This window comes from Streptomyces sp. NPDC041796 (assembly GCF_055590785.1).
The window spans coordinates 290,322-311,280 of record NZ_JBVJAH010000007.1 but is presented as its reverse complement, the minus strand read 5'-3'; the positions used below and the strand labels follow the sequence as shown (position 1 = coordinate 311,280).

General features: G+C 71.4%; 17 protein-coding genes. 9 read left to right on the top strand and 8 right to left on the bottom strand.

The window, feature by feature from the left end; translation table 11 throughout:
* Window positions 1-14 precede the first annotated feature (14 nt).
* The 3 genes from ACZ6C1_RS16950 (at window position 15) to ACZ6C1_RS16940 (ending at window position 3,068) form a co-directional block, all read left to right on the top strand.
* On the top strand, window positions 15-956 hold the full coding sequence (locus ACZ6C1_RS16950; protein ID WP_469241731.1) for an RluA family pseudouridine synthase: 942 nt from the start codon (window positions 15-17) through the stop codon (window positions 954-956).
* A complete protein-coding gene (locus ACZ6C1_RS16945; RefSeq protein WP_469241729.1) occupies window positions 953-1,420 on the top strand; it encodes a GNAT family N-acetyltransferase in 468 nt (155 codons plus the stop codon). The genes ACZ6C1_RS16950 and ACZ6C1_RS16945 overlap by 4 nt, the downstream gene beginning before the upstream one ends.
* Window positions 1,421-1,481: 61 nt before the next feature.
* Window positions 1,482-3,068 (top strand): Na+/H+ antiporter, encoded by a 1,587-nt coding sequence (locus ACZ6C1_RS16940; protein ID WP_469241727.1) that lies wholly within the window; start codon window positions 1,482-1,484, stop codon window positions 3,066-3,068.
* Window positions 3,069-3,099: 31 nt separating this feature from the next.
* Here the strand turns inward: ACZ6C1_RS16940 and ACZ6C1_RS16935 are convergent, their stop codons facing one another.
* A complete protein-coding gene (locus ACZ6C1_RS16935) occupies window positions 3,100-4,278 on the bottom strand; it encodes a mechanosensitive ion channel family protein (protein WP_469241725.1) in 1,179 nt (392 codons plus the stop codon).
* Between the two features lie 30 nt (window positions 4,279-4,308).
* Between ACZ6C1_RS16935 and ACZ6C1_RS16930 the strand changes: the two genes are divergently transcribed.
* A complete protein-coding gene (locus tag ACZ6C1_RS16930; RefSeq protein WP_469241723.1) occupies window positions 4,309-4,896 on the top strand; it encodes a dienelactone hydrolase family protein in 588 nt (195 codons plus the stop codon).
* Between the two features lie 15 nt (window positions 4,897-4,911).
* Here the strand turns inward: ACZ6C1_RS16930 and ACZ6C1_RS16925 are convergent, their stop codons facing one another.
* The 6 genes from ACZ6C1_RS16925 to ACZ6C1_RS16900 all read right to left on the bottom strand — a co-directional run bounded on the left by ACZ6C1_RS16925 (window position 4,912) and on the right by ACZ6C1_RS16900 (window position 12,502).
* A complete protein-coding gene (locus tag ACZ6C1_RS16925; protein WP_469241722.1) occupies window positions 4,912-6,459 on the bottom strand; it encodes a serine/threonine-protein kinase in 1,548 nt (515 codons plus the stop codon).
* 20 nt (window positions 6,460-6,479) lie between these two features.
* A complete protein-coding gene (locus tag ACZ6C1_RS16920; protein ID WP_469241720.1) occupies window positions 6,480-7,448 on the bottom strand; it encodes a zinc metalloprotease in 969 nt (322 codons plus the stop codon).
* A gap of 325 nt (window positions 7,449-7,773) precedes the next feature.
* Entirely contained in the window at window positions 7,774-9,429 is a 1,656-nt protein-coding gene (locus ACZ6C1_RS16915) for an alkaline phosphatase D family protein (protein WP_469241718.1), read from the bottom strand.
* Window positions 9,430-9,526: 97 nt separating this feature from the next.
* Entirely contained in the window at window positions 9,527-10,363 is an 837-nt protein-coding gene (locus tag ACZ6C1_RS16910) for a DsbA family protein (RefSeq protein ID WP_469241716.1), read from the bottom strand.
* Window positions 10,364-10,413: 50 nt separating this feature from the next.
* Entirely contained in the window at window positions 10,414-11,100 is a 687-nt protein-coding gene (locus ACZ6C1_RS16905) for a hypothetical protein (RefSeq protein WP_469241714.1), read from the bottom strand.
* 37 nt (window positions 11,101-11,137) lie between these two features.
* Window positions 11,138-12,502 carry a DUF2252 domain-containing protein gene (locus ACZ6C1_RS16900; RefSeq protein ID WP_469241712.1) on the bottom strand — a complete coding sequence of 455 codons (1,365 nt, stop codon included), beginning with the start codon at window positions 12,500-12,502 and terminating at the stop codon, window positions 11,138-11,140.
* Window positions 12,503-12,670: 168 nt separating this feature from the next.
* On the opposite strand from ACZ6C1_RS16900, the gene dnaE reads away from it, so the two are divergent.
* Window positions 12,671-16,210 (top strand): DNA polymerase III subunit alpha, encoded by a 3,540-nt coding sequence (gene dnaE, locus ACZ6C1_RS16895; protein WP_469241710.1) that lies wholly within the window; start codon window positions 12,671-12,673, stop codon window positions 16,208-16,210.
* Window positions 16,211-16,354: 144 nt separating this feature from the next.
* Here the strand turns inward: dnaE and ACZ6C1_RS16890 are convergent, their stop codons facing one another.
* On the bottom strand, window positions 16,355-16,528 hold the full coding sequence (locus tag ACZ6C1_RS16890) for a hypothetical protein (protein WP_469241708.1): 174 nt from the start codon (window positions 16,526-16,528) through the stop codon (window positions 16,355-16,357).
* Between the two features lie 223 nt (window positions 16,529-16,751).
* On the opposite strand from ACZ6C1_RS16890, the gene ACZ6C1_RS16885 reads away from it, so the two are divergent.
* Genes ACZ6C1_RS16885 through ACZ6C1_RS16870 form a run of 4 tightly spaced genes read left to right on the top strand, consistent with a single transcriptional unit; the run spans window position 16,752 to window position 20,634 of the window.
* On the top strand, window positions 16,752-18,089 hold the full coding sequence (locus ACZ6C1_RS16885) for an NYN domain-containing protein (protein WP_469241706.1): 1,338 nt from the start codon (window positions 16,752-16,754) through the stop codon (window positions 18,087-18,089).
* A gap of 38 nt (window positions 18,090-18,127) precedes the next feature.
* On the top strand, window positions 18,128-19,099 hold the full coding sequence (locus ACZ6C1_RS16880) for an ABC transporter ATP-binding protein (RefSeq protein WP_469241926.1): 972 nt from the start codon (window positions 18,128-18,130) through the stop codon (window positions 19,097-19,099).
* 13 nt (window positions 19,100-19,112) lie between these two features.
* Window positions 19,113-19,949: an ABC transporter permease gene (locus ACZ6C1_RS16875; protein WP_469241704.1), complete on the top strand. Its 837-nt coding sequence runs from the start codon at window positions 19,113-19,115 to the stop codon at window positions 19,947-19,949.
* Window positions 19,950-19,983: 34 nt separating this feature from the next.
* On the top strand, window positions 19,984-20,634 hold the full coding sequence (locus tag ACZ6C1_RS16870; protein WP_469241703.1) for a DUF2567 domain-containing protein: 651 nt from the start codon (window positions 19,984-19,986) through the stop codon (window positions 20,632-20,634).
* Window positions 20,635-20,959 lie beyond the last annotated feature (325 nt).

The following is a 20,959-nucleotide window of genomic DNA, read 5'->3' as shown; positions in this document are numbered from 1 at the left end:
GGCATACTCGACGGGTGAGCACGATTCCCGAGATCCGTACGCTGCCCGTTCCCGATGGCCTCGAAGGCGAGCGCGTCGACGCCGCAATCGCCCGTATGTTCGGGTTTTCCCGGACCAAGGCGGCTGAGCTGGCCGCCGCCGGGAAGGTGCTCGTCGACGGCGCCGCCGTCGGCAAGTCCGAGCGGGTGAGCGGGGGCGCGTGGCTCGAGGTCGAGATGCCCGGCGCCCCGGCGCCCGTGCAGATCGTCGCCGAACCGGTCGAGGGCATGGAGATCGTCCACGACGACGACGACATCGTCGTGATCGTGAAGCCGGTCGGCGTGGCCGCGCACCCGAGCCCCGGCTGGACCGGCACGACCGTGATCGGTGGCCTCGCGGCGGCCGGGTACCGGATCTCGACGTCCGGCGCGGCCGAGCGGCAGGGCATCGTGCACCGCCTGGACGTCGGTACCTCCGGGCTCATGGCCGTGGCCAAGTCGGAGCGGGCGTACACACTGCTCAAGGCACAGTTCCGGGACCGCACGGTCGACAAGCGGTATCACGCGCTCGTGCAGGGCCACCCCGACCCGCTGAGCGGGACCATCGACGCGCCCATCGGCCGCCACCCGAACCACGACTACAAGTGGGCCGTGACCGCCGACGGCAAGCCCTCGGTGACCCACTACGACCTGATCGAGGCGTACCGCGCGGCCTCCCTGCTCGACATCAAGCTGGAGACCGGCCGCACCCATCAGATCCGCGTCCACATGTCGGCCCACCGCCACCCGTGCGTCGGCGACCTGACCTACGGTGCCGATCCGACGATGGCGAAGCGGCTCGGACTGACCCGGCAGTGGCTGCACGCGGTGCGCCTCGGCTTCGAGCACCCGGCGGACGGCCGGTGGGTCGAGTTCGAGAGCACCTACCCCGCCGACCTCCAGAACGCCCTGGACAGGATCGCCGCGGAGAGCGCATGAGCGAGTTCGTCGTACGGGAGGCCGTGAGCGAGGCCGACCGGAAGGCGGGCTTCGCCGTCCGCCATGAGGTCTTCGTCCTGGAGCAGGGCGTACCGGAGGACATCGAGTACGACACGTACGACGCGACCGCCGTCCATGTGCTGGCCGTCCGTCGCGCGGACGGGGCCGCCCTGGGGACCGGCCGGCTGCTGTACGGGGCCGACGCGGCCGGCAAGACCGGCGGCGCCGAGGGCGTGGGCTCGCTGGGCCGGCTCGCGGTCGCCGAGGCCGCGCGGGGGCTCGGGGTCGGTGTGGCCCTGGTGCGGGCCATCGAGGAGGCGGCACGCGCGCGTGGGCTGACGGCGGTCGACCTGCACGCCCAGACGCAGGCGCTCGGGTTCTACGAGCGGCTCGGCTACGAGGTGTACGGCGAGGAGTTCCAGGACGCGGGGATAGCGCACCTGGCGATGCGCCGCGTGCTGTGACGCCCGTGGCAGGGTTGCACTCCTGATCATCGTCGTGGAGTGAACGGCCGGAGGGCGCACCGTGGACCAGCTGGCTCTGCTGCTCGTGCTGCTGCTCGGGGCGGTACTGACCGTTCCCCTCGGGGAGCGGCTGGGACTGCCCGCCCCGGTGCTGATGACACTCGCGGGCGTGGTGCTGGCCCTGCTGCCCTTCGTACCGAACGTGGAGATCCCGCCGGAGTTCATCCTTCCGCTGGTGCTGCCGCCTCTGCTGTACGCGACCGTGCAGCGGACGTCGTGGCGCCAGTTCGCGGCCAACAAGCGCCCCATCTTCCTGCTGGCGGTGGCGCTCGTCTTCGTCACCACGGCCGCCGTCGCCGCCGTGGCGAGCGCCGTCGTACCGGGCCTGCCGATCGCCGCCGCCGTCGCCCTCGGCGCGCTCGTCGCACCCCCCGATCCGGTCGCCGCGACCGCTGTGGCGGGCTCCTTGGGGCTGCCGCGCCGGCTCGTGTCGATCCTGGAGGGCGAAGGGCTGTTCAACGACGTCACGGCGATCGTGCTGTACCACGTGGCGATCGGCGCGGCCGTCGGCGGAACGTTCTCCTGGGCCGGGGCGGCGGGCGAACTGGTGTTGTCCGCCGTCGTCGCCATCGTGGTCGGTTTCGCGCTGGGCTGGCTGTCCGACAAGCTGATGGGGCTGCTCGGTGACGCCACCCTGCAGACCGGGCTCACCCTGCTGGTGCCCTTCGTCTCCTATGTACTCGCCGAGGAACTGCACGGCTCCGGCGTCCTCGCCGTCCTCGTCACCGCCCTGTTCCTGGCCGAACACGCCACCGACGCCGACGATGTGATGGGCCGTATCGCCGGCCGCACCTTCTGGGAGATCGTCGACACCCTCGTCACCGGCATCGCCTTCGGGCTCATCGGCCTGGAGCTGCACAACGTCTTCGGCACGGCCGACGGGCGGGAACTGCGGATGCTGGGCTGGGGCGCGGCCATCGTCGCCTGCGTCGTCGGCGTACGGCTGCTGTGGCTGCTGCCGGCCACGTGGCTCGCCAAACGGCTCCATACACGGCGGGATTACGACGAGGAGATCCCCATGAGCTGGCGGGAGACCGTCGTCATGTGGTGGTCGGGCATGCGGGGCGTGGCGTCGGTCGCGCTGGCGCTCGCGATCCCGCTGCGAACGGAGGACGGTGCTCCGTTCCCGGGGCGGGACGAGATCGTGTTCATCGCCTTCTGCGTCATCATGGCGACCCTCGTCGTCCAGGGCCTCACCCTGCCGTGGCTGGTGCGCAGGCTCGGCGTACGCGCCGACACGGACGCCGAGCGGGAACTGGAACGGAAGCTCGCCGTCCGGGCCGCCGGGGCGGCGAAACGGCGCCTGAAGGAGATCCAGGAGGTCGAGGACCTGCCGGAGGACCTCCAGGAACGGCTCCAGCGCGTCGCGTTCGACGTGGGGGTGCGGATCAGTCCCGACCTGGCGGACGAGGAGCGGCGGTCGGCGTCCGCGAAGCGGGCGGAGCGGTTCAAGGCCATGCAGCGCATCCAGCGGGAACTGATGTCAGCCGCCCGCCACGAGGTCCTCTCCGCCCGCAGCGAGCCCGGCGCCGACCCGGAGGTCGTCGACCGCGTCCTGCGCCACCTGGACGTCCGCAGCCTCAGGTGACGCCGACGGGCCCCGCGGTGGGCCGGGCAGGTCAGCCGCGGCCCGTGCGGGGGGCGTCCTTGGCCGGGACCTCGCCGTCCAGGGGGTAGTTGTCGGCGTTGTTGCTGTGGACCTCCGCCGCGCGGGGCGGGCGCCCGGACGCCTTGCCGCGCTCGGGCCACTGACCGTTCGGCGGCAGCGACGCCGGGGACGTGGTGACGCGGGGAAGGGCGTACGCGTGCTTCTCGCACAGCCAGGCGACCATCTGCTCCCGCACCACGCACCGCACCGTCCAGATGTCGTCCGCGTCCTTCGCCGTGACGACCGCGCGCACCTGGATGGTGCTCGGTGTGGTGTCGGTGACGGCCAGCGACCAGTCGCGGCCGTCCCAGGCGGGGCAGTCCGCCAGGATGTCCTTCAGTTTCTCGCGCATCAGACTCACCGGCGCCGAGTGGTCCAGGTGGAAGAAGACCGTGCCGGTCATCTGGGCACCGCCGCGCGACCAGTTCTCGAACGGCTTGCTCGTGAAATACGACACCGGCATCGTGATCCGGCGCTCGTCCCACGTCCGTACGGCGAGGAACGTGAGCGTGACCTCCTCCACCACGCCCCACTCGCCGTCCACCACCACCGTGTCGCCGATCCGGACCATGTCGCCGAAGGCGATCTGGAAGCCGGCGAACAGGTTCCCGAGGGTGGACTGCGCGGCGACACCGGCGACGATGCCGATGATGCCCGCGGAGGCCAGCATCGACGTGCCGATCGTGCGGAAGTCGGGGAACGTCAGCAGCATCGCCGCGACCGCCACCACGCCGACGACCGCGGTGACGATCCGCATGATCAGCGTGACCTGGGTGCGGACCCGGCGTACCCGGGCCGCGTCGCGCGTGGAGGAGGCGTACCGGGCGTAGCTGGACTCCACTATGGCCGCGGCGATCCGCACCACCAGCCAGGCGCTGGCCCCGATCAGTACCAGGGTCAGTACCTGGCCTATCCCGGCCTCGTGGTCCTCGATGAGCGCCCACTTCGTCTGTCGGTACGAACCGCGCAGCAGCGCGGCGAGCAGGACGAACTGGAGGGGCAGCCGGCAGCGCCGCAGCAGCCCCCACAGCGGGGTCTCGTGGTGCCGGGCGTCGGCTCGGCGCAGCGTGAAGTCGGCGAGGTAGCCGACCACCAGCGTGAGCACGACCGCCCCACCGACGACGGTCAACGGGCGCAGTGCGTTCTCCATGGCTCCGTATCCAACTGGCAGGATGGCCGGATGAACATCATGCTCTTCCACTCGGCCTACGGTCTGCGCCCGGCCGTGCACGCCGCAGCCGACCGGCTGCGCGCCGCCGGGCACCACGTGCACGTGCCCGACCTGTATGAAGGTCAAACGGCCGACGCCATCGAAGAGGGCATGGCCATCAAGGACGGGATCGGCAAGGAGGAGCTGCTCAAGCGGGCCGTCATGGCCGCCGCTCCCTACTCGGAGCAAGGGCTCGTGTACGCGGGGTTCTCGCTGGGCGCGTCGATCGCGCAGACCATGGCGCTCGGTGACGAGAAGGCGCGTGGGCTGCTGCTGTTGCACGGCACCTCGGACATCGCGCCGAACGCCTCGGTGGACGAGCTTCCGGTACAGCTGCACGTCGCCGACCCGGACGCGTTCGAGCCGCACGACTGGCTGAACGCCTGGTACCTGCAGATGCGGCGGGCGGGCGCGGACACCGAGGTCTACCGCTACCCGGGTGCCGGGCACCTGTACACCGACCCCGATCTGCCCGACTACGACGCGGACGCCGCCGAGCGGACCTGGGCGATCGCGCTGTCCTTCCTGGAGGGCCTGGAGGGCCCGGCGGACCGGTAGCGGACGGCCGGCGGCTCAGGGCCGGGTGCAGCGGCCGCTGACGGCACTCGGGCCGGGGGCGCACTGGTAGCCGAAGTCCGAGGCGCGGTGGCTCAGGTAGCGGCCGAGGCAGTCGTTCCTGGAGATCAGCCCCCGGGACCGGCACCATTGGGCGGCTTCCGTACCGCTGTTGAAGCCCGGCACGTAGAAGACCCAGTAACCGGGGCGCAGCGAGGCGTACGCGTCGCTGTCCAGGTGGTCGGCCTCGTCGAGCCCCTGGTCGCGGAGGGACACGGCCATGCGTGCCCGGGCGCCGGTGCCGGAGGACTTGGACACGGAGGCGAGCTGGGCGACCCAGCTGTCGGCCAATGGGTCGGAGGGGGTGGGCGGGGGAGCCGGGGGAGGAGTGGGGCTCTCCGGAGTGGGACCGTCCTGTGTCGGCCTGGTGGTGGTCGGCCGGACCGTGGTGGGGGTCACCGTGGTCGGTCGGACCGAGGTCGGAGGCGCCGTGGCGGTCGGAGGGGCCGCCGAGCCGTTCGGGCCGTCGGCGGAGGTCGCCGGACCGTTGCGCAGGGCCAGGACCAGGGCTGTCGTCGCGACCAGTGCCACGGCCACCGCGACGGCGGCGATCACCACGGGGGTACGGCCCGGGGCCGGGCGGTCGGGGTGTGTGACGGCGGCCGGGAGCGGAGGCGCGGGCGGGGACACGGGCGGGGGCGCCGGCGCCGGGCGTGCCGGCGCGGTCACCGTCGGCCGCGACGACCGGAGAGGGGGAGCCGCCCCGGTCTCCGCGAGCGCCAGCATCGCGTCCAGCCGGGCCGTGTCGGGGCGGGCGGCCGGGTCCCGGACGAGCAGGGCGTCCAGGACGGGCGCGAGGGGCCCGGAGCGTACGGGAGGGGGAACCGGGTCGTCGAGGACGGCCGCCAGGGTGGCCAGCGTCGTGGCGCGGCGCAGTGGACTGACGCCCTCCACGCACACGTACAGGACGAGACCCAGGGACCACAGGTCCGAGGCGGGGTCGTCGGCCAGGCCCCGGATCCTCTCGGGCGCCATGTACTCGGGCGAGCCGACCAGCTCGCCCGTCATCGTCAGCGATGTGGAGCCCTGGAGCGCGGCGATGCCGAAGTCGGTGAGGACCGCGCTTCCGTCCGCCCGCAGGAGGACGTTCGCCGGCTTGACGTCCCGGTGCCGGACCCCGGCCGCGTGTGCGGCCCGCAGCGCGGCCAGCACCTGGCGGCCGATGCGGGCCGTCTCCACCGGAGACAGCGGGCCCTCCTGGGTGAGCCGGTCCTGGAGGGAGGTCCCGGGCAGCAGCTCCATCACGATCCACGGGTGCGGCCGTACGTCCACGATGTGGTGGACGGTCACCACGTGCGGGTGGCTCAGCCGGGCCAGGGCGCGCGCCTCGCGCAGCACCCGCTCCCGTACGGTGTCGGCCCCCGCCGCGTCGTACCGCACCTCCTTGAGGGCCACCTCGCGGTGGAGCACGGTGTCGCGTGCCCCCCACACCGTGCCCATGCCGCCGCTGCCGAGTCGTTGCAGCAGCTCGAACCGACCGTCGATCACGTCCCCCGGCGCACTCATGGCGCCAGGTTAGAGGGAAGTCAGCCGGCCCGGTACGCCGTCCAGTGGTCCTTCATCCTCTGTACCTGACCACCCGTGAACTGGTACATGCAGGCGTCGTAGGTGTAGTCCATGAAGTTGTGGATCGGGTCGGCGCCCGTCTTGTTGACGCACGTGTCGCGTCCGGTCGGGCACTCGTAGGCCGGGCTCTTCTCTGCGGGCGTGTCGGTCACGTAGTCGCCGTTGCCGTTACAGCCTCCCTGGAAGGTGTGGTAGAGCCCCATCCAGTGGCCGACCTCGTGCGTCGCGGTGTCACCCTCGGCGTAGTTGGTGGCCGTGCCGCCCGGGAGGGAGGCGTCGAGGACGACGACACCGTCCATGCTGGGGCTGGACTTGTACGAGGACGGGAAGGTGGCCCAGCCGAGGAGGCCGCCGCCGAGGTTGGCCGTGTAGAAGTTGAGCGCTCCGGCACCGCCCTTGCGGAGGGTGGACTTCATGGCCTTCTCCTCGGCCGAGCCCGAGCTCAGGTTGTACCAGGCCGCGTTGTTCGTGTAGTCCGTGCCGGCCAGCGTGAACTGGAAGCCGGAGGCGGTGTTCCCGGTGCCCTGGCCGCCGAAGGCGGAGTTGAGGACGGCTATCTGGGCGTTGATGTCGGTCGCGTCGAGCTTGCCGGTCTCACCGTCGTGGATGACGTGGAAGTAGACCGGGATCGTGGTGGCGGCGGCGACGTTCATGCGGCTGCCGTTGGCGCGCGCCGCCTCCAGTCTCTTCTTCAGGTCCGCGTCCATGGCCTTGGCCTTGACGTCGGTGACCTCGTTGGGCTCGTGGGCGTGCCCGGCGGCCCCGGGGTGGATCTCACGCGCGGCGGCGGAGGCGTCCGAGCCCTCGGCGCACTCCTCGGTGACCGTGGCGACCGGCGCCGTGGCGGCGGCGACGCCCGTGGGGGTGGAGAGCGGGAAGAGGGCCAGGGATCCGGCCATGACCGCCGTACCGAGAACACGGCGGTGCATACGCGGAGATATTCGGGCAAGAGCACGCATGGTGACTCCTCGCGGGGGGTTGTGGAGAGGGCCTTCCTCGCCACCGCGGGGACATTACGTGGCCATGTCAGATGTTGATGAGCATTGAACAAGCCCAATCAATCGTTGAGTATTTGAAGACATCAGGGGGAAATCCTGCGGTCCGTCCCAGACTTCGAGATGTCCATGTAACGGTCCCGGAACCCAAGGCGGGCGGTGTGTCCGGATTCGATCTCCGGAACACGCCGCCCGCCACGCCTCTGTGATCTCCTGTTAACAGGATCAGATTTGGCTGAAAATCATCGCTGAGGGACCGTCAGTGCACCGGGGTGTACACCCGCTCGACCTTCTGCGTTCCACTGAGTGTCCGATACGAGCGGATCCAGGCCGAAGAGGCGTCCGGCTTCGTCTTGTCGGAGACGGTGTAGTAGTCCATCTGCGACCGCTGCGGGGTGACGTCGAGGACGCCGTAGCCGTGGTTGTCCATGTCCACCCACTTCACATGGCGGTTGGCGCCCCTGATGGCCGTCGCCGCGACCAGCGAGGCCGTGCCCGGTGCGACGTGGAGTATGTCGTCCAGGTTGTCCGAGGTCACCGACGTCACCACGAACTCGGTCGCCGCCGACCGCGAGACCGGGTAGGTGGCCGCCTTCACCGGTACGTCGTTGGCCCACGCCATGTGGATGTCACCGGTCAGGAACACGGTGTTGGTGATGGACCGGTCCGTCAGGTGCGCGAGCAGCTCCCGGCGGTCGTCCGTGTAGCCGTCCCACTGGTCCACGTTGATCGCCAGCCCGCCCTTGGGCAGCCCGAGCAGCTCCGCGACCGGCCCCAGCAGGTGCGTCGGCAGGGAGCCGAAGGCGACCGGCGAGATCATCACCGAGGTGCCGACCAGCCGCCAGGCCGCGTCGGAGGACGCCAGCCCCGCCTTGAGCCAGTCCAGTTGGGCGCGGCCGGTGAGCGTACGGTCCGGGTCGTCGACCTGGCCGCTGCCCGTCGAGGCCTGCTGCGAGCGGAACGAGCGGAGGTCCAGCAGGTGCAGGTCGGCCAGCTTGCCGAAGCGCAGCCGGCGGTAGACCGTGCCCTCGGTGGAGGCGCGGACCGGCATCCACTCGAAGTACGCCTGCTTCGCGGCCGCCGCACGGGCCGCCCAGTCGCCCTCGGCGCCCGGGGCGTGGTTGTCCGCACCGCCCGACCAGGTGTCGTCGGCGAACTCGTGGTCGTCCCATATGGCGATCACCGGGTGGGCGGCGTGCAGCGCCTGGAGGTCGGCGTCCGTCTTGTAGGTGGCGTGCCGCAGGCGGTAGTCGGCGAGCGTGACGATCTCGTGCTTCGGCTCGTGCTGCCGTACGACGTAGTCCGGCTTGGGGTAGCCGCCCGTCTCGTACTCGTAGATGTAGTCACCGAGGTGGAGGATCGCATCCAGGTCGGCCCGCGCGGCGAGGTGGCGGTACGCGGAGAAGTGGCCGGCCTCCCAGTTGGCGCAGGAGACCACGCCGAAGCGGACACCGGCCGTCGTGGCGTCGGCGGCCGGGGTGGTGCGGGTCCGGCCGACGGGGGAGACGACCGTCGATGCGTCCGTACCGGCGGCGAAACGGAAGTAATGGACGGTCTCCTGGCGAAGGCCCCTTACATCGACCTTGACGGTGTGGTCGGAGGCGGCGGTCGCGGTGACCGCGCCCCGCGCCACGATCCGCGAGAAGGCTCTGTCCTCGGAGACCTCCCATCTCACCTCGGTGTCCGGGCCCTTGCCGGATCCGGGAAGGGCGTCGGGCGACGGCGTCACACGCGTCCACAGCAGGACGCCGTCGGGCAGCGGGTCACCGGAGGCGACTCCATGGAGGAACGCGGGGGCCTGAACGTCCGCCGCGGCGGGCGGCGCGGAGGCCAGGACGGGAGCGGCGACAGCGGTGGCGGCAGCGGCCTTGACGACCGTGCGGCGGCTGGGAGTGGAGAGAAAACGACTGGTCACGGCCGCACAGATTACTGAGCGGTAGAGCAGGCGGCGGGCGAACTCCCCCGAGTTCGCCCGCCTGTTGGCCGAAAGCCATGCCCTGCTCGCCCCGGAGTTACCCCTTGAGCGCCTTGTCCATGGCGGCCGTGAAGTCGGCCGGGGTCATGGGGGCGTTGCCCCGTGCGTCGGTGACGGGCTTGCCGTCCATCTTCAGCGTGGGGGTGCCCTTCACCCCGCTCTTGTCGAAGGTCTCGGACATCTTGAGGGCCCAGGCGTCGAAGGTGCCCTCTTCGACGTCCTTCTTGAACGCGGCGTTGCTCTTCAGGGCCGGGACGGTCTCGGCGATCTCCAGGAGGTAGGCGTCCTTGGCGAACTTGTCCTGATTTTCCGCGGGGTGGTACTTCGCCGAGTAGAGCGCCGCCTTGTAGTCCAGGAACGCCTCGGGGCTGACATTGAGGGCGGCGCCCAGCGCGGACAGCGCGTTCTTCGAACCTTCGCCGTTCGCGCCGACGCGGCCGTCGGCGAGGGAGTCGCCGTCGAGGAACGTGGCGCCGACGTACTTGAGCCGGTACTTGCCGGCGGCGACGTCCTTCTCGATCTGCTCGCCCACGCCCTGCTCGAACGTCGCGCAGATCGGGCAGCGGGAGTCCTCGTACAGCTCCAGCGTCTTCTTCGCGGCCGGCTTGCCGATGACGAGGGTGGTGCCGTTCTCGCCCGAGGTGTTCTTCGGCGCGGTGACGTCCTTCCGGTCCTTCGCCGCCTCCCAGTGGGAGGGCTTGTTCGCCTGCATCACGGCGTAGCCGACACCGCCGGCCAGCGCCAGGACGGCGACGGCCGATACGGCGACGGTGATCTGCCGGCGGACCTTGTCCTTCTTGGCCTGGCGCTCGCGCTCCTGGCGCAGCCGCTCGCGGGCCGCCGCCTTGTTGGCCTGGCTGTTGCGTGCACTCATGGTGGTGTTCTCCGTGGGAAATCCGTGCGTAAGGGTGGGGACTGCGGTGCTCAGGCCGCGAGGGCCGGCCGGCACGGCGGTCCACGCCGTCCCACGGAGTGCACGAGAAGACGGGTACGGGACGGCCGCGGCCGGCCCGCCGGCCGGGGTCCGCGCCGTACGGCCGGGCACGCCGCACCGGCCACGGCGACCACCAGCAGCAGCGGCCGGAAAGCGAAGGCGGCCGCCGACCGCACCAGCCCGGCCAGCGCGCTCTCGCCCCGCCGCAACCAGGCCGAGGCGATCAGCCCGACCGCGATGTGCGCGGCCAGCAGCAGCCAGGGCAGCGCCGGGTCGGGGGAGCGGAGCAGGGCGGCGGCACCGCCCTCGGGGGCGGCCACACCCGGCAGCGGGTCACCCACCGCGCCACCGCACAGCACATCGACGCCCACCGACCGCAGCGACCCCGCCACGGGGCCGCCCGCCGGGCCGTAACAGACGTGCTGTCCCGTGGTGAACACGGTGTCGGCGGCCAGCTCCAGCGGGACGAGGAGCCCCGCGATGCTCCAGAAGCCGCGCTCGGCGCCGGCCAGCGCGTACGCGACGCCGAAGACCCCGGCCGCGACACCGACGACGGTCGCGGCCGGCAGCGGAACCCCCGACAGCAGCACATGGGAGGCCACGGACAGCGTCACGACCAGTGCCGTGAAGAACGCCGCCCGCAGCCACCTGAGCCGGGTCCCCGATATGTCGTCCATCGCCCGAGAGTGTGCCACGCCTTCCTGTAAGCAGTCCCTAAAGGATCCGGCCTCCGCGGCCGTTCCAAGACAGGCCCTGGAGGCCGGGAATGCGGCCGTTGCGGAACAGGTCGACGAAGATCTGGTGGTCCGCCCGGGCCCGGGCGCCGTAGCTGTGCGCGAATTCCACCAGCAGCTCCGCGAAGCCCTCCTCGTCCGCCGCGATCGCCGCGTCGATGGCCCGCTCCGTGGAGAACGGCACCAGGGAGTGCCCGCTCTCGTCGTCCGCCGCCGCGTGCATGGTGGCCGTCGCCCGGCCCAGGTCGGCGACGGTGGCGGCGATCTCCTCCGGGTCGTCGATGTCCGACCAGTCCAGGTCCACCGCGTACGGCGAGACCTCCGCGACCAGCTGCCCGGCTCCGTCCAGCTCCGTCCAGCCCAGCCACGGGTCGGCGTGGTCCTGGAGCGCCCGCTGCGAGATGACCGTGCGGTGCCCCTCGTGCTGGAAGTACTCACGCACAGCCGGGTCGGTCACATGCCGGGAGACCGCCGGGGTCTGCGCCTGCTTCATGTAGATCACGACGTCGTTCTCGAGGGCGTCGCTGTTGCCCTCGAGGAGGATGTTGTACGAGGGCAGCCCGGCCGACCCGATTCCGATGCCGCGCCGCCCCACCACGTCCTTGACGCGGTACGAATCGGGCCGGGCCAGGCTCGACTCCGGCAGCGTCTCCAGGTAGCCGTCGAACGCCGCCAGGACCTTGTAGCGGGTCGCCGCGTCCAGCTCGATCGCCCCGCCACCGGCCGAGAAGCGGCGCTCGAAGTCCCGGATCTCCGTCATCGACTCCAGCAGGCCGAAACGGGTCAGCGACCGGGCGTCGCGCAGCGCGTCCAGCAGCGGGCCCTCGGCCGTGTCCAGGGTGAAGGGCGGGACGTCGTCGTTCTCGGCCCCCTTCGCCAGTGCGTGGATCCGCTCCCGGTAGGCGGCGGCGCAGATCCTCACCAGCTCGGTGATCTGGTCGTCGCTGAGCGCCTTGCCGTACCCGATCAGCGCCAGGGACGCCGACAGGCGCTTCAGGTCCCAGGTGAAGGGTCCGACGTACGCCTCGTCGAAGTCGTTGACGTTGAAGATCAGCCGTCCGTTGGCGTCCATGTACGTGCCGAAGTTCTCGGCGTGCAGGTCGCCGTGGATCCACACCCGGCCGGTCCGCTCGTCCAGGTACGGGCCGCCGTGCTGCTCCTGGTCGAGGTCGGCGTAGAAGAGGCAGGCCGTGCCCCGGTAGAAGGCGAAGGCCGAGCCGGCCATCTTCCGGAACTTGACCCGGAAGGCGGCCGGGTCGGCGGCCAGGAGCTCGCCGAAGGCGGTGCCGAAGACGGAGAGGATCTGCTCACCGCGTTCCTCGGCGGTGGGCTGGGGGACCGACATCTCGGGGTGCCTCCTGGTACGGACGTGCGGGGCTTCGTACACAACAAAACGGACAGGTGTTCCGTCCGTCTCAACGCGCGACCGTACTCGCGGGTGCCCGGTCGCTGTCAGTGGGGCGACGTAGACTTCCGAGCTGTCCCCCATCCCCGACCCCCGGAGGCAGCAGCCGTGTCGAAGCCGCCGTTCACGCACCTTCACGTGCACACCCAGTATTCGCTGCTGGACGGTGCCGCGCGGCTGAAAGACATGTTCAACGCCTGCAACGAGATGGGCATGACGCACATCGCGATGTCGGACCACGGCAACCTCCACGGGGCGTACGACTTCTTCCACACGGCGAAGAAGGCGGGGGTCACGCCGATCATCGGGATCGAGGCGTACGTCGCCCCCGAGTCGCGCCGCAACAAGCGCAAGGTCCAGTGGGGCCAGCCGCACCAGAAGCGGGACGACGTCTCCGGTTCGGGTGGTTACACCCACAAGACGATCTGGGCGGCGAACGCCACGGGTCTGCACAACCTGTTCCGGCTCTCCTCCGACGCGTACAAGGAGGGCTGGCTGCAGAAGTGGCCGCGTATGGACAAGGAGACCATCGCCCAGTGGTCGGAGGGGCTGATCGCCTCCACCGGCTGCCCCTCGGGCGAGCTGCAGACCCGGCTGCGCCTCGGCCAGTTCGACGAGGCGCTGAAGTCGGCCTCCGAGTACCAGGACATCTTCGGCAAGGACCGGTACTTCCTGGAGCTGATGGACCACGGCATCGAGATCGAGCGCCGGGTCCGCGACGGGCTGCTGGAGATCGGCAAGAAGCTCGGCATCCCGCCCCTGGTGACCAACGACTCGCACTACACCTACGCGCACGAGGCCTCCGCCCACGACGCGCTGCTGTGCATCCAGACCGGCAAGAACCTCTCCGACCCCGACCGCTTCAAGTTCGACGGCACCGGCTACTACCTGAAGTCCACGGACGAGATGTACGCCATCGACTCCTCGGACGCCTGGCAGGAGGGGTGCGCCAACACGCTCCTGGTCGCCGAGCAGATCGACACCGCCGGCATGTTCGAGAAGCGCGACCTCATGCCGAAGTTCGACATCCCCGAGGGTCACACCGAGGTCAGCTGGTTCAAGGAGGAAGTCCAGCGCGGCATGCACCGCCGCTTCCCCGGCGGCATCCCCGAGGACCGGCAGCAGCAGGTCGAGTACGAGATGGACGTCATCATCCAGATGGGGTTCCCGGGGTACTTCCTCGTCGTCGCCGACTTCATCATGTGGGCCAAGAACCAGGGCATCGCGGTGGGCCCCGGCCGAGGCTCCGCGGCCGGCTCGATCGTGGCGTACGCGCTGGGCATCACCGACCTCGACCCGATCCCGCACGGCCTGATCTTCGAGCGCTTCCTCAACCCCGAGCGCGTGTCCATGCCCGATGTCGACATCGACTTCGACGAGCGCAGGCGCGTCGAGGTGATCAGGTACGTGACCGAGAAGTACGGCGAGGACAAGGTCGCCATGATCGGCACGTACGGCACGATCAAGGCGAAGAACGCGATCAAGGACTCGGCGCGCGTGCTGGGCTACCCGTACGCGATGGGCGACCGCATCACCAAGGCCATGCCCGCCGACGTCCTCGGCAAGGGCATCCCGCTCTCCGGAATCACCGACCCCTCCCACCCGCGCTACAGCGAGGCCGGCGAGGTCCGCGGGATGTACGAGAACGAGCCGGACGTGAAGAAGGTCATCGACACCGCGCGCGGCGTCGAGGGCCTGGTCCGGCAGATGGGCGTGCACGCCGCCGGCGTGATCATGTCCAGCGAGCCCATCGTCGACCACGTCCCCGTCTGGGTCAGGCACACCGACGGCGTCACCATCACGCAGTGGGACTACCCGAGCTGCGAGTCGCTCGGCCTGCTGAAGATGGACTTCCTGGGCCTGCGCAACCTGACGATCATGGACGACGCCGTCAAGATGGTGAAGGCCAACAAGGGGATCGACATCGATCTCCTGAGCCTGCCCCTCGACGACCCGACGACCTTCGAACTGCTCCAGCGCGGTGACACCCTCGGCGTCTTCCAGTTCGACGGCGGACCCATGCGGTCCCTGCTGCGGCTGATGAAGCCCGACAACTTCGAGGACATCTCCGCCGTCTCGGCCCTCTACCGGCCGGGCCCGATGGGCATGAACTCGCACACCAACTACGCGCTCCGCAAGAACGGCCAGCAGGAGATCACCCCGATCCACCCGGAGCTGGAGGAGCCGCTCAAGGAGGTCCTGGGCGTCACCTACGGCCTGATCGTCTACCAGGAGCAGGTCCAGAAGGCCGCACAGATCATCGCCGGGTACTCGCTCGGCGAGGCCGACATCCTCCGCCGCGTCATGGGCAAGAAGAAGCCCGAGGAGCTGGCGAAGAACTTCGTCCTCTTCCAGGAGGGTGCGAAGAAGAAGGGCTACAGCGACGAGGCGATCCAGGCCCTGTGGGACGTCCTGGTCCCCTTCGCCGGCTACGCCTTCAACAAGGCGCACTCCGCCGCGTACGGACTCGTCTCCTACTGGACGGCCTACCTCAAGGCCAACCACCCCGCCGAGTACATGGCGGCCCTGCTCACCTCGGTCAAGGACGACAAGGACAAGTCGGCCGTCTACCTGAACGAGTGCCGGCGCATGGGCATCAAGGTGCTCCCGCCGAACGTCAACGAGTCCGAGTCGAACTTCGCCGCCCAGGGTGACGACGTCATCCTCTTCGGCCTGTCCGCCGTGCGGAACGTCGGCACCAACGTCGTGGAGTCGATCATCCGGTGCCGCAAGGCGAAGGGGAAGTACACCTCCTTCCCGGACTTCCTCGACAAGGTCGAGGCGGTCGTCTGCAACAAGCGCACCATCGAATCGCTCATCAAGGCCGGCGCCTTCGACGAGATGGGCCACACCCGCAAGGGCCTGGTCGCCCACCACGAGCCGATGATCGACAACGTGGTCGCGGTCAAGCGCAAGGAGGCCGAGGGGCAGTTCGACCTCTTCGGCGGCATGGGGGAGGAGACCAGCGACGAGCCGGGCTTCGGACTGGACGTCGAATTCTCCGACGTCGAGTGGGAGAAGTCCTACCTCCTCGCGCAGGAGCGCGAGATGCTCGGCCTCTACGTCTCCGACCACCCGCTCTTCGGCATCGAGCACGTCCTGTCGGACAAGACCGACGCGGCGATCTCCCAGCTCACCGGCGGCGAGCACGCGGACGGCGCGGTCGTCACCATCGGCGGCATCATCTCCGGCCTCCAGCGGAAGATGACCAAGCAGGGCAACGCCTGGGCGATCGCCACCGTCGAGGACCTGGCCGGCTCCATCGAGTGCATGTTCTTCCCGGCGACCTACCAGCTGGTGTCCACCCAGCTCGTCGAGGACACCGTCGTCTTCGTCAAGGGCCGCCTCGACAAGCGGGAGGACGTGCCCCGGCTGGTCGCCATGGAACTGATGGTCCCCGACCTCTCGTCGGCCGGTACCAACGCGCCCGTCGTGCTCACCATCCCGACCGTGAAGGTGACCCCGCCGATGGTCAGCCGCCTCGGCGAGATCCTCAGCCACCACAAGGGCAACACGGAAGTACGGATCAAGCTCCAGGGCCCGCGGTCGACCACCGTGCTCCGGCTCGACCGGCACCGCGTCCAGCCCGACCCGGCGCTCTTCGGTGACCTCAAGGTGCTGCTCGGCCCGTCCTGCCTGGCCGGCTGACCGGCGGCCCGGCCCCACGGGCGGCTGCGCACCGCCGACCGGTGCCGTGCCGTACGGGCCGAGCCCGCCCCCGTACGCGCGGAAGGGGCGCGCCCGTCGTCACGGGTGCGCCCCTTCCGGCATACGCGGGAGTCGGTCGTGGCCTCAGTTGTGGCCGAACCTCTTCTGCCGTCCCTTGCCCGCGACATCGGCGGGCGTGACCTGCGAGATGCGGTGCTCGGCCTGAGCCTCCATCGAGGAGGCCTTCGCCTGCTGCGCGCCGCGCTCCGCCGGCGACGCCTTCTGCTGACTTCGCTCCGACTTCTTGTTCTTGGCCATGGTGATGCCTCCGTGGGGTGTAGGGGCCAGGGCCGCTGCCAGACTCACATACGCGGATAACACGCGCATTTTGGATCATTGCGGACGGTAGTCGGCTGCCGTCACCGGGGCTTGGGGCGATCCGCCACGCCGATGATCGAGTTCCGGCCGTTAACCCCCCGGCAGTCGGGCAGACTCGAAGGAAACCCGAAGCAACTTCCGATCCCGAGGTTCCCGAAAGAGGGTGGAACACGTGGACCGCTGCGTCGTTCTGGTGGACGCCGGCTACCTGCTGGGAGCCGCCGCCAGCCTTCTCGCCGGAGAACCGGCCCGTTCCCGGATCACCGTCGACCACACCGCCCTCATCCAGGGCCTCCGCGAGCGCGCAGAGGCCGACACCCAGCAGCCCCTCCTCCGGATCTACTGGTTCGACGGCGCCCCCGACCGCGTGCCCCAGCCGGAACACCGCAGGCTGCGCGTGATGCCGCGGGTCACCGTCCGGCTGGGCGCCCTGACCCGCAGCGACGGCCGCTGGGCCCAGAAGGGCGTCGACGCGGCCATGCACGCCGAACTCACCGAGCTCGCCCGCAACCGCGCCTGCTCCGACATCGTGCTCGTCACCGGCGACGGCGATCTGCTGCCCGGCCTGATGTCCGCCAAGGAACACGGCGTCGCCGTCCACCTCTGGGCCGTCCAGGCCGCCGACGGCGACTACAACCAGTCCGAGGACCTGGTCGCCGAGGCCGACGAACGCAGGGTTCTGGACCGCGAATGGATCACCCGGGCCGTCCGGGCCAAGGAGCTCACCGGCCCCTGCTCGCCCCAGCCGGCGCCCCGCCCCGAGATCGCGGCGATCCTCTCCGCCCCGCTGCCCGAGTCGGCGCTCGCCGCCTCAGCCGAGCGCGCCGCCGAAGCCGCCGCGGCCGCGGCCGCAGCCGGGGTCAACGGCGCGCCCTCGTCCGTGAACGGCACCCCGCCCGTCAATGGGACGCCCGTCAACGGCGTGCCCCGCGGCCAGGGCGCCTCCGCCGACGCGCCCGGCGCACCCGCCCCCGCCGGGGCCACCAAGGGCGGCGTCCCCACCCCCAAGGACCTGGCCGCCCTGCGCGCCCCCGGCCCCCAGACCGCCGGCGGCCCGGCAGCGGCCCAGCCCGCGAACGCCACCCTCCGCTGGTCCTCCGACCGCGGCTGGGTCGACCGCCCCGGCGGCACGGTCGGCGAACCGCCCGAGACCGCCTCGCTGCCCACCCTCGCCCAGCTGACCAGCGCCGAGCAGCGCTGGGCCGACCGGGAGGAGGACATCACCACGGTCGGCGGCGACCCCTTCGAGGTCGGCCAGGTCTTCGCCCGGCGCTGGATGGAACGGCTCCCCGACCCCGCCCACGTACAGAAACTGTCCACCATGTACCCGCGCATCCCGCACCGCATCGACGGCGAACTGCTTCGGTACGCGGCACGGTTCGGGCTGCTCGCACACAAGGACGACCAGATCGACGAGCACGACCGGTATGCGATCAGGGCCGGGTTCTGGCGCGAGATCGACGTACGGGCGGCGGCCGAGCACGCCCCCGTGGGCGAATAGGGCAGGGCGACCCTTTAGGCTCATCCCTCGTGAGTACGGTGTGCGTGGTGCGGGAGCTGGTCAAGACGTACCCCGCCACGCGCGGGCGGCGCGGGCGGCCCGCGACACCCGAGGTGCGCGCCACCGACGGGGTGTCCCTGGACGTGCGCGGCGGCGAGATCTTCGGCCTGCTCGGCCCCAACGGCGCCGGCAAGTCCACCCTCGTACGCCAGCTGACCGGCCTGATGCGGCCCGATTCCGGCGCCGTCGAGATGCTCGGCCACGACCTCGTGCGCCACCCCGAGCGCGCCTCCCGCCTCATCGGCTACCTCGGCCAGGAGTCCACCGCGCTCGACGAGCTGACCGTCGCGCTCGCCGCCGAGACCACCGGACGACTGCGCGGCCTCACGGCCCGGGACGCCCGGGCGGAGCGGGACGCCGTCCTCGACGAGCTGGGCCTGGCCGAGCTCGCCGGGCGCCCCCTGAAGAAGCTGTCCGGGGGGCAGCGGCGGCTCGCCTGTTTCGCCACCACGCTGGTCGGGGAGCGACCCGTGCTGATCCTCGACGAGCCGACCACCGGCATGGACCCCGTCGCCCGGCGGGCGGTGTGGGCCGCCGTCGACCGTCGGCGCGCCCAGCGGGGCACGACGGTGCTGCTCGTCACGCACAACGTCATCGAGGCCGAGACCGTACTGGACCGGGTCGCCGTGCTGGAGCGCGGACGGGTCATCGCCTGCGACACCCCCGCGGGGCTCAAGGAGCGGGTGGCGGGCGAGGTGCGGGTGGAGCTGGTGTGGCGCGAGCGGGCGCCGCTGGACGTTCCCGAGGTGGCCGCGCTGCGCGGTTCGGCGCAGGAGTCGGGGCGTACCTGGGTACTGCGGCTGGCGCCGGACGAGGCCCGGGCGGCCGTCGCGGCGGTGACGGGCGGCGCGGCGTTCGCGGCCCTCGACGACTTCACGCTGGCCACGCCGAGCCTGGAGGACGTGTACCTCGCGCTGGGCGGCGAGACGAAGGGCCTGGTCAAGGCATGAACAGGAGTATCCGTTGAGCATCGTGCCCGCACAGGCCGCGCTGTCGTCCGGCGCGGTCGTGGCCGCGCAGGCCGACGACTCCGCCTCGCGTGACGCCGCGCCGCTCGCGCCCCGGGCGCGGCTGCTGCCCGCGCTCGCCGCCGTGTACCGGGCGCAGCTCTCGCGTGCCCGGGTGGCCCGTATCCCGCTGCTGTTCGTGGCCACCTTCCAGTCCGTCGGGATCATGGTGCTGATGCGGGGGGTCGTCGACGGAGGCGCGGAAGCACGGGCCGTCGTCGCCGGTTCGTCGGTCCTCGTCGTCGCCTTCGTCGCGCTCAACCTCCTCGCCCAGTACTTCGGGCAACTGCGGGCGAGCGGCGGACTCGACCACTACGCCACGCTGCCGGTGCCCCCCGCGGCGGTGGTACTCGGCGCGGCCGGAGCGTACGCCTCCTTCACCGTGCCGGGGACGATCGTGACCGCGGTCGCCGGCTCGGTCCTCTTCCAGCTGCCGCTGACGCACCTGTGGATCCTCGCGGCCGTCGTCCCGCTCGCGGGGGCCGCTCTCGCCGGGCTCGGCGCGGCGCTGGGGCTGCTCGCGCCGCGCCAGGAGCTCGCCACCCTGCTGGGGCAGCTCGGCATGTCGGCCGCCCTGCTGCTGGGCGTGCTGCCGGCGGACCGGCTGCCCGAGCCCATCGGGTGGGCCCGGGACCTGCTGCCGTCGACGTACGGGGTGGAGGCCTTCGCCCGGACATTCGACGCCCGGCCCGACTGGGCGGCGGTGGGGCTGGACCTCGCCGTGTGCGCGGGGGTCGGTGTCGCCTCGCTGGCCGTCGCGACGTGGGCGTACCGGCGGGCGGCGGTCCGGTGAGGCACCGCGCCGGGACGCCTGGCACGATGGCAGGGTGACCGCACCGCTGACTCCGCCGCACCGGCCTTCCCCGCACGACGCGCACGATGCCGCATGGCCGCCGCCGTATCCCGCCGCCCACAAGGGCACGGACGACACGCCGGACGTGGCCACGGAAGTACGTCAGGGTCTCGTGGTGCTGCTCCTGGTGACCCTCGCGGGTGTGGCCCTCGGGCTGCTGTGGCTGTGGCTGGCGCCGCGGATCCCGCTGGTCTCGGACGGCAAGGCCGTGTTCCTCAAGCAGACGGAGGGCGAGGGCGCGGTCGGCGCCGACGGCACGTTCGCCCTGCTGGCGCTCGGCCTCGGAGCGCTCAGTGCGGCGGTCGTCTTCTGGTTCCACCGGCACGGAGGCATCGCGGTCGTGGTGGGCCTCGCGCTGGGCGGCCTGCTCGCCTCGCTCCTCGGCTGGGGCGTCGGTACGCTGCTCGGCCCGGCGCACGACGTGGCGGAGCACGCCCGGGCGGTCGGCGCGGGCGTCACGTTCGACGCGCCGCTGGAGCTCAAGGCCCATGGGGCGATCCTGGCGTGGCCGGTGGCCGCGATGCTCGTCCACCTGGCGCTCACGGCCCTCTTCGGCCCCCGCGACCCGGAGCCCGACTGGGACGCCCCCCTGCCCCCGCCACCCGCACAGGACGGCCGCGCCTGACGGCGCCGGGGCTGCCGCCCCCGAGCCCCGGCTCACGCGGGCCCGGCTCACGCGGCGCCCGGGGCCCCCGGCCCCTTCGGCCCCGGCTCACGCAGGCGGCTGGCCCCTGGCTCACCCGCGCTCCGGCCCCCTGCTCATCCGGCCCCGGCCCTGGCTCCCGCGGGCCCCGGCTCACCCGGCCCCATCCGTCCGGTCGACCGCGCCGAGTTCCCCCGCCGCCGGCTCCGTCGGACGGCCCGGGCGCGGGCCAGGGTGGGCCCGCAGCGCCCGGCGCCGGCCTCGGTGTGCCCGGGACGCGCGTGAGAGCCTCCGTTCTGGGGGTGTG